Origin of the sequence: Methyloceanibacter sp., assembly GCF_049590335.1 — a bacterium.
GTDB lineage: Bacteria > Pseudomonadota > Alphaproteobacteria > Rhizobiales > Methyloligellaceae > Methyloceanibacter.
Genome location: NZ_JBAWCQ010000087.1, coordinates 1 through 12903 on the forward strand (window position 1 = coordinate 1; position 12903 = coordinate 12903).

The following is a 12903-nucleotide window of genomic DNA, read 5'->3' on the forward strand; positions in this document are numbered from 1 at the left end:
GACATCACCGGCGTCGGCCAGACCGAGGCTGCGCAGGATTTGTGCACAAGCCTGCCGGACACGATGCGGGCCCACCACCTGCAGGCGGGAGTGGGCCATTATGGCGTCTTCAACGGCTCGCGCTTCCGAAATGAAATTTTGCCCAAAGTCCGGACCTTTATGCGGGCCCACCAACCGCGAAAGAGCATGCTCAAACGCGTTTTGCAACGCGTTGTCTGAAGCACGGGCGCGCGTTCCCGCCTCTCTCTGTGCTAATCTGGTGCCCTTAGATTCGAGGGGCAATTGGGCCCATTGGCCGGGGACGCCACATGCTGAAGCGCCTGAATCTCGGACGCGTCGGGACGATGGAGGTCCAGATCAACAGTTTGGACGTGCCTCTGGTACTGCGCCGCAGCGCCCGGGCGAGGCGCTTTAGCCTCCAGGTCAGCGAAGCCCGCCGGAGCGCCGTGCTCACCGTGCCGGTCTATTCGAGCTTGGCCGATGCCGAGCAATTTCTGTCGCGCCATATGGACTGGCTCAAAGAGCGGCTCGCGGGGCTGTGCGAGCCGGTACCCTTTTCGGACGGCGCGGTGATCCCTTTGCGGGGCCTGGCCCATCGTCTCCATTATGCCGGTCCGGTCCGCCGCCGCGGGGTCGTCTGGGTCGAGGATTCGGAAGATGCGCCGCTCGCCCCTCTTTGGCCGGAGGGGCTGACCGATGCCGCTGGCCCACTGCCGCAGTTGCGCGTGGCGGGGGAGGCGGACCACGTGCCCCGCCGTCTGCTCGATTGGCTCAAGCGGCAGGCGCAAGCCGATCTCAGGCTGCGCGTGGACATTCACGCCAAGCGGCTCGGCCTCGCGCCCAAGCGGCTCAGTGTGCGCGACCAGACAACCCGATGGGGGTCGTGCTCCTCGACCGGCGCATTGTCCTTTTCTTGGCGTCTGATTCTCGCGCCGGCCTTCGTGCTGGACTATCTCGCCGCCCACGAGGTCGCACATTTGGAAGAAATGAATCACGGGCCGCAATTCTGGGCCCTGGTCGCGCGCACCATGCCGCGCCACGATGAAGCGCGGGACTGGCTCCATACGCACGGATCAAACCTTCATGCTTATGGAGCAGACGTGCCGCCGCGCTCCGAACGCGGGTCTTGAGCGAAGTCGCGATCTTTTGCGCGGTCTAGCCGCCGCCAAAAAAGCTGATCACACGCTTGTAGAAGGGCTGCGAGCTAGCGCCCTTGTTGTGGCCGTTGACGTTGAACGGAAAGTGTCCGGCGATCGCGCCCCGGCCCTGCCACGGCATGGTGGGGCCGCGACGACTCGGCAGCGCGGTCGGCCTTAGGCCCTTATGCGCGATGAGCATGAGGTCGTGCCAGAGTTCGGCGGGAAGCGAGCCGCCCGTCACCTTCCTCATCGGCGTGTTGTTGTCGTTGCCGATCCAGACACCGGCGACATAGTGTGCCGTGTACCCGACGAACCAGGCATCGCGCGAGTTCTGGGTGGTCCCGGTCTTTCCCCCTGCGGGATGCCGGGGAATGGCGGCGCGCCTGCCCGTACCCCGCCGGACCACCGAACTCATCATGTCGTTCATGGCCGCCACATGACGTGGTGCAACGACCTGACCCACGGCCGACCGTTGCCGCGTGTAGAGAACCTTGCCGTCCTCGCTGCGGATTCGGGTGATGACATGGGGCAGTACGCGCGCACCCCCATTGGCGAATGGGGCATAAGCGCCCGTCAGCTCGAGCAGCGTCACTTCGGACGTGCCGAGCGCGAGCGAGGGCCGCGCGTCGAGTTTCGAGCCGATGCCAAGACGTTGTGCGGTTTGCGCGACCCGGCTCGGTCCTAAATTCGCCGTCAGTTTCACGGCTACCGTATTGATGGAATGGGTCAGGGCATAGCGAAGAGAGACCCGGCCCTTATAGGTGTTCGTATAGTTCGACGGCTTCCAGCCGCGGATATTGACGGGTCCATCATTCGCGACCGACGTCGGCGTAAAACCCGCCTCTAGCGCCGCGAGATAGACAAAGGGCTTGAATGCCGAGCCCGGCTGCCGCCGCGCGTTGAGCGCGCGGTCATAAGGGCTGGTCTTGTAGGAGCGCCCGCCGACAAGCGCGCGCACCGCGCCGGACTTGGGGTCGAGCACTACTACAGCACCTTCACCCGCGCGGAGCTTCTGGCCCTTGCCATCGAGCAGCTTGCGCAAGCGCTCCTGCGACAGCCGCTGCAGTTTCGCATCAATCGTGGTTTGCACGACCAGAGCGTCATCGTGACGGCCCACATATTCGGGCAGCATCGCGGCGACCCAATCGACCGCATAAGGATAACCGGTGGCATCGCCCTTGGCCTGCAGTCTCAAAGGCTGCTGACCGGCTTTGCGTGCTTCGGCTGCCGAAATGAACCGCGCATCGACCATATTTTTGAGCACCACCGCGGCTCGGGCGCTCGCCGCCTTGACGCTGCGCGTCGGCGCATACCGTGATGGCGCCTTCAGGAGGCCCGCCAGCACCGCGGCCTGCGCCAGCGTGACGTCGCGGGCCGACCGGCCAAAATAGTGGCGCGCGGCCGCTTCGACGCCAAAAGTGCCGCCACCGAGATAAACCCGGTTCAGATAGAGTTCCAGAATTTCGTCCTTGGTGAAGCGACGTTCGAGCCAGACCGTGTAGATAAGCTCTTCGAGCTTGCGGATCACCGTTCGCTCGGGCTTCAGGAACAGGTTCTTTGCAAGCTGCTGCGTGATGGTCGAGCCGCCTTGCACGACGGTGCCGGCGCGAAAATTGCGATAGCTCGCCCGGATCAACCCGCCAATCGCGACGCCCCAATGGTCGTAGAAGCCGCGGTCTTCGGTCGCAAGAACCGCTTTGATGAGATGGTCGGGGAGCACGTCGACGCGAACATGCCCTCGGCGCAAGCCCCGCTCAGCGAGGACCGAGCCATCGACGGCGAGAACGGTCACATTCGGCGGCCGGTCGTCCAACGTCGCCAGGAGCGGATCGGGCACGCGCGAAATGAAAAAGAACACAGCGGCGGCCAGGATGATCGTACCCCAGAGTGAGGTGAAAAGACCGAAGCGGGCCGTCTTGAAAAGATAGAGATGCCGCTGAGACAGGCGCTTGTAACGCGTCCAAAGGCCCTTGCGCTTACCCCGCGTCCGGCGTGCGGCCGTCTTCGCCCCGGACGGCTTCGTTGCAGACGAACGGGGAAGAGCGCGCCTTTGGCCTGTGGTTCTAGGTTTGGGCCTGCGCTTCGCGCCGCTCATACTCACGCGCACTCCATGCGATGTATGGAAAATCGCCTTGCCGCCGCCACGGGAGGGCCATATGGGCCTTCAACCACGAGGACCCTAGGACACCCACGTTGCCATCCCGTTAAGGAAGATGGCTCGATAGTCGGGCTAAACGTCCAGATTGGCGACTTGGAGCGCGTTTTCCTGGATGAATTCGCGGCGCGGCTCGACCACGTCACCCATGAGCCGGGAGAAGATGTCGTCGGCGTCTTCGCCTTCCTTGATCTTCACCTGCAGAATGGTCCGCGAGTCAACATCGAGCGTCGTTTCCCAGAGCTGTTCCGGGTTCATTTCGCCGAGCCCCTTGTAGCGCTGGAGGGAAAGTCCCTTCTGCCCAGTTTCCATGACGGCGTCGAGGAGATCGGACGGCCCGTGAAGGGTGAGGCTCGTTTCCTTGCGCTTCAACACCGCGGGCTTCGCATAGACCTCCTGGAGATGCTCGGCGAACTGGTCGAGCTTCAGCGCGTCGGCGGAGGCGATGAAGGGCCCGTCGATGAGGTGTGATTCCATCACGCCCCGGAGCTCGCGCCAGAAACGCAGCCCGCCTTCGGCAAGCGCTTCGCCTTCCCAGCCCTGTTCGGTTTCGTCGGACTGAGCGTCCAACCGGCGTGCGATATAGTTGGCAGCCTCCCGAGCCTCTGCCGCATCCTTCAGCAATTTCGGGTTGAGCACCCCGGTGATGGCGGCCTGCTCGATGATGAAACGCGGATAGCGGCTATGCAGACCGCCCAGGATGGTTGTGATCTTGCGGGCCTTCTCGACGATGTCGCGCAGATCCGCGCCGCTTCTTGCTGCATCTTCGCCCGTCATCAGCACGGTATCCGCAAGGCCCTCGCCGATCAGGTAGTCCTGAAGACTGGGCTCGTCCTTGAGATAGCGCTCTTGGCTGCCCCGCTTCACCTTGTAGAGCGGCGGCTGGGCGATGAAGAGATGGCCGGCTTCGATAATCTCCGGCATCTGCCGGTAGAAGAAGGTCAGCAGCAGAGTTCGGATATGCGATCCGTCCACGTCCGCGTCCGTCATGATAATGATCTTGTGGTAGCGAAGCTTCGAGAGGTCGAATTCGTCCGAGATGCCCGTTCCAAGGGCGGTAATCAGTGTGCCGATCTCCGCGCTCGATAGCATCTTGTCGATTCGGGCACGCTCCACGTTCAAGATTTTGCCGCGCAACGGCAACACGGCTTGAAAGCCGCGTTCGCGCGCTTGTTTGGCACTGCCGCCGGCGGAGTCGCCCTCCACGAGGAAGATTTCGGACTTTGCCGGATCGCGCTCCTGACAATCGGCGAGCTTGCCGGGGAGGGACGCCATGTCCAGCGCGCCTTTGCGCCGTGTCAGCTCGCGGGCCTTGCGCGCCGCTTCGCGTGCGGTTGCGGCCTCCACGATCTTCTGCACGATGTTGCGGGCTTCGTTGGGATTTTCCTCGAACCATTGCGACAGCCGCTCGGACATGACGCTTTCCACCACGGGGCGCACTTCGGAGGATACGAGCTTCTCCTTTGTCTGGCTCGAGAATTTCGGATCCGGAACCTTCACCGAGAGCACGCAGGTTAGACCCTCGCGGGCATCGTCGCCCGTAAGCGATACCTTCTCCTTTTTGGCGATGCCGGATTCAGCCGCATAGGTATTGACCGTACGGGTGAGCGCCGCGCGGAAGCCGGCCAGATGTGTGCCGCCGTCGCGCTGAGGAATATTGTTCGTGAAACACAGGACGTTCTCATGGTAGCTGTCGTTCCACCACAGAGCCGCTTCCACGGTCATGCCGTCATGGGTCTTCTCCACCATAATCGGCTCGGTGATGAGGGCATGCTTTGTACGGTCGAGGTATCGAACAAAGGCGCGCAAGCCGCCTTCATAATACAGATCCTCTGACTTCGGCTCGACGCCGCGCAGGTCGGTCAGAACGATGCGCACACCTGAGTTCAGAAATGCGAGCTCGCGCAGGCGATGCTCCAGCGTGGCATAGTCGAAATCCGTCATGGTGAAGGTCTCGACCGACGGCACGAACGTAATCTGCGTGCCGGTCTTGCCGACCGCGTCGCCCGCGACGTCGAGAGGGCCTTGGCGTTCGCCATCGGCGAACCGCATCGAATATTCCTTACCGGCCCGCCAAATGGTCAGGTCCAGCCTGCTGGACAGAGCGTTCACCACGGAGACGCCCACGCCGTGCAGACCGCCGGAGACCTTGTAGGAGTTCTGGTCGAACTTTCCGCCCGCATGTAGCTGGGTCATGATGACCTCGGCAGCCGAGACTCCTTCGTCCTGATGAATCTCCGTGGGGATGCCCCGACCGTTATCGTTGACCGTGACCGACCCGTCGGCGTTGAGCGTCACGTTGATCAGGTCGCAATAACCTGCCAGCGACTCGTCGATCGCGTTGTCCACCACCTCATAGACCATGTGGTGCAAGCCCGATCCGTCATCGGTATCGCCGATATACATGCCCGGCCGCTTGCGCACGGCATCGAGGCCTTTCAGGACTTTGATGGATTCGGCGCCGTAATCGGCCGCGGCTTCAGCCTTGCGTTTGGCAGCTGGTGTCATGGTTCGCGAGGGTACTTTTAGAAGAGGTTTCGAGGGTCGTCGTGAGGCCAGGCTTCGGTGCCGGCGAATGCATCAATTATAGACCTATTATACCCCGATTCTCGTCCAAGATTTGAGCATCTTGTGCCAGGGGCGAAAAAAGTTCCTTGTCCGTTCCAGTCATCCAGGCCTGGACTCCAAGCCTTAAAATCTCGTTGAATAGTGCCCCGCGCCGCATGCTGTCCAAATGGGCGGCCACCTCGTCCAAAAGCACGAGTGGGGCGACCTCTTCCATGGTCTTGATCAGCTCAGCTTTGGCCAGAACGAGGCCCAGTAGCAGTGACTTTTGCTCACCCGACGAGCATATGGCGGCGGGGGCATTTTTCGGTCCATGGACCACGAGCAGGTCGCTCCGGTGAGGCCCCTCGAGGGTGCGGGCCGCCGCGCGGTCCTGCTCCCGGCCTTCTTCCAGAAGGATCCGAAAGGCATCTTCAGCCTCTGTCGCCGAGCGCTCCGCAAGGTCCGCCTCCACAGTGCCATGCAGCGACAGCACCGCGTGCGGGAAGGGCGTCTCGCCTTCCGCGGCAAGCCGGTCCTCGATGAGCGCGGAGAGCCGCTCGACCGCGTCAAGCCGCGCTGCGGCGATGGCGACGCCCGCTTCGGCCATCTGCTCCTCCAGACCCTCGAACAGGCCGGTCCCATACTCGCGCATCTGGAACAGACGATTGCGTTGACGCATGGCCCGGTCGTAGCGATTGAGTGAGGTCCGGATACCTGGCGCGATGGCGCCAACGAGACGGTCCAGAAAGCGGCGCCTGTCCGCGCCACCGCCCGTAAAGAGCCCATCCATGGCCGGGATCAGGAAAACCTGTTTGACATGCTCGCCGAGGGCGCCTGCGCTGCGGTCCTTGCCGGCGATGCGTACGGTCCGGCCCGCGCCTTCCGGGCTCGTGCCTGCGCTATAGCCCGTGCCGATATCCAGCTCGCCATGGCGTGTGCGAACGGTGGCGGCGATGGCAAAGCCGCTCGTGCCGTCCTTACGCGCGAGTTCCATATAGGGCCGGCCGCGCAGTCCGTGGCCCGGCCCCAGAAGCGATACCGCCTCGAGAAGATTGGTCTTGCCCGCCCCGTTCTCGCCGACGAGAACGACCGGGCGCGCGTCTAGGTCAAGACGTGCGGCCGCATAGTTGCGAAAGTCCGTGAGCTTCAGCGTGCGGATCGAAAGCGTCGCTGGGCCGGGCTTGGCCGTCTGTGTCTGGGTGAACTCGATGTCGTGTTCGTTTGTGCTCGCGGTCATACCCGCATCGGCATCAGCACGTAGAGGGTCGATGCATCCTTCATATCACGCACCATGGTCGGTGAGCCGGGATCAGCAAATAGGAACTCGGCCGTCTCGCTATCGAGCTGCTGCGCGATGTCGAGGAGGTAGCGGGCGTTGAAGCCGATCTCGAGCGGATCGGCGTCATAGCTGACCGGTAACTCCTCCGTGGCGCTGCCCGAATCTGGATTATTCACGGACAAGGTCAGCGTATCACCGGAAACGGCGAGCTTCACCGCGCGGCCCTTGTCGTTGGACAGCGTCGAGACCCGGTCCACGGCCTGCTCGAACGTGGTGTTGTCCAGTTCCAGGCGCTTGTCATTGCCTTGCGGGATCACGCGTTCATAGTCCGGGAACGTGCCGTCGATCAGCTTGGATGTCAGCACGACCTGACCCGACGAAACGCGGATCTTGGATGGCGACAGCTCGATACGGATTTCGTCCTCGTCAGTTTCCGTAAGCCGCAGCAGATCGGCTACGGTCTTGCGCGGCACGATCACGCCCGGCATGCCCTTGGCGCCCTCGGGGAGGGGTATCTCGACTTGGGCCAGCCGGTGTCCATCCGTAGCGACCGCGCGAAGGGTCTCCTTGCCGTCCGTTTCGGCCGCGTGCAGATAGATGCCGTTCAGATAATAGCGGGTCTCTTCCGTCGAGATGGCGAAGCGCGTCTTTTCGATGAGGCGCTTGAGGTCCCCCGCCGGCAGCGTGAAGGCATGGTCGAGATCCTCGACGGAAAGCGTCGGGAAATCGTCCGCGGGCAGGGTCTGAAGCGAGAATTGCGCGGGCCCCGACGTGATGGTGAGGCGCTCCTGTTTTTCATCGCGATCGATCCAGACGTCGGCGTCCGGGAGTTTGCGCACGATGTCGTTGAACATATGTGCTGGCACCGTCACGGCGCCCTCGGTCGAGATCGTGCTGTCGACCGTTTCCACGACTTCCATGTCGAGATCGGTGGCCGTCAGCCTCAGCTTGTTCGCGTCCGCTGTCAGCAGGACATTGGATAGAATCGGTATCGTATTCCGTCGCTCGACCACGCTCGCAACATGGGCGAGGGCTTTGGTGAGTTTCGGCTTTTCGATCGTTAGGCGCATGGTTGGAGAGTACCCCGAAAGCTGGCGTCTTTTTCGCTGATTGGTCCCCAATCCAACGCTCTCATTCAGGCTGATGCCTGGCTCCTGCTGGAGCCGCCGCTGTCCTGATGGAGCCTTGGCGAGGCGGGCGAAAAACCCGCTTCAAAAAACCCAACTGAACTTGCAGCGCTGTGGCAGAATTTGCAAGAGTGCCCAGCGCTCAAAGGGCGCCATCGCACCGGCTAACGGCACCGGGCCCGGATGCAGCGTTCTCAGTCGCGCAGGAGCCGCTTCAAGAGCTCGATCTCCTCGCGGAGCTGCGTGTCATCACCCATCAGCTGCTCGACCTTGCGGATCGCGTGCAGCACCGTGGTGTGGTCGCGGTTCCCGAACCGGCGGCCGATCTCAGGCAGCGACCGGGAGGTCAGCAGCTTGGCCAGATACATACCGATCTGCCGGGGCCGTACGATCGAGCGATTCCGCCGTCCAGAGAGAAGATCGCTACGATTGACGCCGTAATGCTTCGACACCGTCCTCAAGATATCGTCGATGCGGACACGGCGGGGCTCGGCGCCGCGCATGAGGTCGCGAACGATCTGTTCAGCTACGGCGATGGTAACCGGCTCGTCGGTGAGCTGATAACTCGCCCGTAGCCGGTGGACGGCTCCTTCTAGTTCGCGCCCGCTTTCCGTCAGGCGCTCCGCAAGGAACGCAATCACGGTGTCGGACACTTCAAGACCGTTCGTCTCCGCGCACGCCTCCTGCGCGCGCTTCTCGAGGATCTGATGGCGCAGGTCGTAGTCCATGGCCTTCATTTCGGCGACGAGCCCGCCGCCGAGGCGGGAACGCATCCGCATATCGAGCTTGTCCAGATGCGTCGGCGCACGATCCGCGGCGACCACGACTTGCCGCCCGCCATCAATTAGTGAGTTCAGCGTGTGGCAGAACTCCTGCTGGATCGTCGGCCCTTGCAGAAACTCCATGTCGTCGATCAGGAGAATGTCGATATTGCGTAACTTCTCCTTGAAGGCGAGGGCATCGCGTGCCCGTAAGGCCTGTACGAAGCCCGACATGAAGCGCTCGGCGGTGAGATACAGAACCTCGGCCTCCGGCTTCTGCCGCTTCACCTCCCAGGCGATTGCGTGCAGAAGATGAGTCTTGCCGAGACCTACATTACCGTGAAGAAACAATGGGTTAAAGGGCGACTGCGGACTCGCCGAGGAGCGCGCGACTTGATGCGCCGCCGCATGAGCCAGCTTGTTCGTGTCGCCGACCACGAAGCTTCCGAAACTTAAGCGGGGATCGAGCGGAGAGCCCTCGAACCCGTCATAGCCTGTGCGCAGCGGCATCGGCAGCGAGGGCCGCTGCGCCGCCAACTGGGGTGAGACCGGGCGCGGGATGGCAACGTCCTTTGGCGGTTCGACTGTGAAGTGCGGCTGCCGCACGGAGAACTCAAGGCGCTCCGTCTTCGGCCACTCGCCCTGCACCTGCCGCAGCACGGTGTCGTAGTAATGAGTCCTCAGCCAGTTGCGCAAGAAGCGCGTCGCCACTGTCAGATGGATGACGCCCCCGGCGATATCGCCCACCTCGACGCCGCGAAACCAGCTAGCATAAACGTCCTCTCCCAGCTCACCGCGTAGCCGGGATTTTACTCGCGTCCAGGCTTCGCCTGGCCCGCATGGATCCTCTTGATGGGCCACATGTTCGTGTGCCCGTGCCTGTGCCTCTGCCACGATTTTGTTCTTTCCCTAATCATTCTTTTGTCGCGCCAACACGCACCGTACGCAGATACCAAAGCGGCCAACAATTTGGACGCGGACCATCCCAAAAAGTCTCTATGACCGGCCCCCTAGCCTTGCAGCCAGGGAAGCCCAATCGCTTTCCAACCACACAGAGACCCGCGATGTCGGTCGTCATCGAGCGGGCCTTCGAAGCCCTCCGTGACGTTGTGACAAGCGCGATACCCTGCGGATGCCATTGCCCTGGCTGCGGCCAGGCTTCGGCTACCCGAACGGCAAATGAAGAAAAGATCGTCGTCTACTTGGACTCCGAGGGCTTGCAGTTCGTTCGCAAGTCGCTCGGCAAACCGCGGATCGACGGACTGGTCGGGAAACGTCTGCCACTCAACGAGGACAGTCCGTTTTCCAAGGGCCCCAAGATCCGGGATACCCACATAGGTCCATTCCGCGCGTGTACGCACATCGACTAATTGCGATCGAGGATTCCCCTGGAGAGCGCTCCAGGCCGACGCCACATCAACCTCTTCGATCGTGTAATTGTCCATGTGCGCGCCCAAAATCGAGCCTCCTCCTCATATTCATGAGCACGGTACAAGAACAGAATTCGTGCCACTCACTAACCGTGGTGATCTTGTGCGGTCTACGCACGCAATATTCACAACTTACGCATAAGCATTCCACAAGATGTTCATGGGCACTCACGCTTAAGACAAAGAAATCCTGTCTCGGCAACGGCCAAGATCAAGGTACTCAATTGTAAGGAGGGGACTTCCCCGTTCGGATAAGCAGACTATACACACGGTTTTCGCGCCGATCAAGCTGACGAGACTCGCGCGCAAACCAGTATTAGTCAGTAGACTTATCATTGATGGGCGCCTGCCAAACCCCTGTGGAGAAAGCCTGAATCAGCCGGGTTTAACTAACCGACGCCGCGCGGCCGGGCGTTCTAGCGCTTTTGAACGCCGAATTTTTTTTTTCGAAGTGCATTCAGTGGAAAAGTGCGGCGCTCGGGCAACAGTTTGGCCCCGCGTCCACATGACCAGGCCGTCAAGCAATTGATATCTCAGTGTCAAGCAATTGAGACATTTGTTCACATGGCGCAATACGCCGTGCACACAACACCTGCCGCTAGCCCAAACGCACCTTGCCGGGCCGAGGTTTCAAGACGTTGACGTGAGAGGTGAGGGACGACGTGCCGGTCTGCGCCTGTGGTTTCAGCGCGTGGACGACCGTGAGCGGGCGCGCACGATCGGGCACACTAGGCCTATCGCGAGCAGGCCGGCCGCCGGGGCCGACGGATCAGTCATTTAGTGAAATTAAGCAGCGGGGCAGCAAAGCAGCCGGGCTTCTACGCACCCATGGCGCCGACGCGCTTGGAGAGGCGCGAAACCTTCCGCGAGGCGGCGCGGCGGTGAAGGATGCCAAGCTGCGCCGTTCGGGCAAGAACCGGCTCGGCGACACGCAAGGCCGCCTGGGCAGCAACCTTATCGCCAGAAGCGATGGCTTCTTCGACCTTGCGCAGATGCGTGCGCATATTGCTCCGCCGCGTCTTATTTGTTTCGGTACGGCGGGTAATCTGGCGAACGGCTTTTTTCGCGGACTTGGTATTGGCCATGTTCAGGATCCTTGACGGCAGCTTTCGGTCCGCGCGCCGCGGCTCTCAAAAAGCGCCATAAATACGAATTTGGCATGCTCTATAGCGACCGGTCCCCAAAGCGTCAACTACGCGGCCTCAACTGGGTGCCCCAACGGGCTGGCCCTCCTCAAGCCTTCGCCTCGCCCCACAGCGTGATGTTGGGTGGTTCGGCCAGCAATTCGCGGGCCACGCCCCGGAAGGCGTCGATGTGGGGCGAGGCAAGGTGGTTGTCTAGATCCGCCTTGGTGGTCCAGTTCTCGTGGAAAACCAGCAGGCTCGGGTCGTCCGCCGAGACATGCAGATCGTAGTTGAGGCAGCCCTGCTCCTTTCGGGTCGGGCCGCACAATGCCAGCAAAGCCTGGCGCAAGGCGTCTTCCTTGCCGGGCTTGGCGCGATGGAATGCGATCACGGTGACTTTTCCAAGCATGGTTCGGCTCCTCCTGCCCCGAAGCTTGGAAGCCCGGGACAGGATTGGCAAGCTGGCGGGTCTATGCTCTGAAGGCGCTTGTATGAGTGCCAGCCGCCGCCAGCGAACCCTCAGCGGTCCTGGAAGTTGGGCTTCCGCTTCTCGATGAACGCGGCCATACCTTCCTTCTGATCTTCGGTGGCGAAGAGCGAGTAGAACTGGTTGCGCTCGAACCGGACGCCCTCGGTGAGCGTCGTGACAAAACCCCTGTTGATCGATTCCTTGATCATCATGACGGTGTGCGTGGGGAATTCGGCGATCTTGCCCGCGGTCTTCATAGCTTCGTCCCGCAGCGACTCGACCGGTACGACGCGGCTGACGAGGTTCGACCGCTCGGCTTCATCGGCGCGCATATGGCGCCCGGTCAAGCACAGCTCCATGGCCTTGGCCTTGCCCACGGCGCGGGTCAAGCGCTGCGTGCCGCCAGCACCCGGCATGATGCCGAGACCGATTTCGGGCTGACCAAAAACGGCGTTATCGGCCGCCAAGATTATGTCGCAGGACATTGCGAGCTCGCAGCCCCCGCCCAGCGCATAGCCCGCCACGGCAGCGATGATCGGCTTGCGCGTTGCGGCGATCGTATCGTAGGGCGCCAGAAACGCGGTGCTGTAGGCTTCCACGGAGGTCTTGCTCTGCATCTCCTTGATATCCGCACCGGCGGCGAACGCCTTCTTGCCGCCCGTAATGACGATGCAGCCGATGTCCGGGTCCTTGTCGAAGGTATTGAGGACTTCGCAGAGTTCGCCCACGAGCTGCGAGTTTAGAGCGTTGAGCGCCTTCGGGCGATTGAGGGTAATCAGCCCCACCTTGCCCTCGCGCGTCACAATGAGCGTTGCGTACTCCTTGTTGACAGGCTCTCCGCCCACGGCGGCCTGATCCATATACATGTGCGT

11 protein-coding genes are annotated in these 12903 nt (G+C 62.0%); 2 read left to right on the forward strand and 9 right to left on the reverse strand.

The annotated features are described in order from the left end of the window. Positions 1-3 precede the first annotated feature (3 nt). Both WBQ77_RS06840 and WBQ77_RS06845 read left to right on the forward strand, forming a co-directional pair. Entirely contained in the window at positions 4-219 is a 216-nt protein-coding gene (locus WBQ77_RS06840; RefSeq protein WP_424059534.1) for a hypothetical protein, read from the forward strand. A gap of 89 nt (positions 220-308) precedes the next feature. Then, the gene (locus WBQ77_RS06845) at positions 309-1130 is read left to right on the forward strand and encodes a M48 family metallopeptidase (protein WP_424059500.1); all 822 of its coding nucleotides are present in this window, start codon (positions 309-311) and stop codon (positions 1128-1130) included. Between the two features lie 25 nt (positions 1131-1155). Here WBQ77_RS06845 and WBQ77_RS06850 read toward each other — a convergent pair whose 3' ends face one another. The 9 genes from WBQ77_RS06850 to WBQ77_RS06890 form a co-directional block, all read right to left on the reverse strand. Next, a complete protein-coding gene (locus WBQ77_RS06850; RefSeq protein ID WP_424059502.1) occupies positions 1156-3234 on the reverse strand; it encodes a transglycosylase domain-containing protein in 2079 nt (692 codons plus the stop codon). Positions 3235-3369: 135 nt separating this feature from the next. Further along, positions 3370-5802: a DNA topoisomerase (ATP-hydrolyzing) subunit B gene (gyrB, locus tag WBQ77_RS06855; RefSeq protein WP_424059504.1), complete on the reverse strand. Its 2433-nt coding sequence runs from the start codon at positions 5800-5802 to the stop codon at positions 3370-3372. 76 nt (positions 5803-5878) lie between these two features. After that, positions 5879-7078 (reverse strand): DNA replication/repair protein RecF, encoded by a 1200-nt coding sequence (gene recF / locus WBQ77_RS06860; protein ID WP_424059506.1) that lies wholly within the window; start codon positions 7076-7078, stop codon positions 5879-5881. Continuing rightward, the gene (gene dnaN, locus WBQ77_RS06865) at positions 7075-8190 is read right to left on the reverse strand and encodes a DNA polymerase III subunit beta (RefSeq protein ID WP_424045166.1); all 1116 of its coding nucleotides are present in this window, start codon (positions 8188-8190) and stop codon (positions 7075-7077) included. Before dnaN ends, recF begins: the two co-directional genes overlap by 4 nt. A 251-nt stretch (positions 8191-8441) precedes the next feature. Next, positions 8442-9869, reverse strand: coding sequence for a chromosomal replication initiator protein DnaA (dnaA, locus tag WBQ77_RS06870; RefSeq protein ID WP_424045175.1), 1428 nt, complete (start codon positions 9867-9869; stop codon positions 8442-8444). Positions 9870-10018: 149 nt separating this feature from the next. Then, complete coding sequence (locus WBQ77_RS06875; RefSeq protein ID WP_424045173.1) at positions 10019-10453, reverse strand: rhodanese-like domain-containing protein; 435 nt, start codon at positions 10451-10453, stop codon at positions 10019-10021. Between the two features lie 803 nt (positions 10454-11256). Next, a complete protein-coding gene (gene rpsT / locus WBQ77_RS06880) occupies positions 11257-11523 on the reverse strand; it encodes a 30S ribosomal protein S20 (RefSeq protein WP_424045164.1) in 267 nt (88 codons plus the stop codon). 148 nt (positions 11524-11671) lie between these two features. Then, positions 11672-11971: a putative quinol monooxygenase gene (locus WBQ77_RS06885; protein ID WP_424045162.1), complete on the reverse strand. Its 300-nt coding sequence runs from the start codon at positions 11969-11971 to the stop codon at positions 11672-11674. 110 nt (positions 11972-12081) lie between these two features. Then, positions 12082-12897 carry an enoyl-CoA hydratase gene (locus tag WBQ77_RS06890; protein ID WP_424059508.1) on the reverse strand — a complete coding sequence of 272 codons (816 nt, stop codon included), beginning with the start codon at positions 12895-12897 and terminating at the stop codon, positions 12082-12084. Positions 12898-12903: the final 6 nt, after the last annotated feature.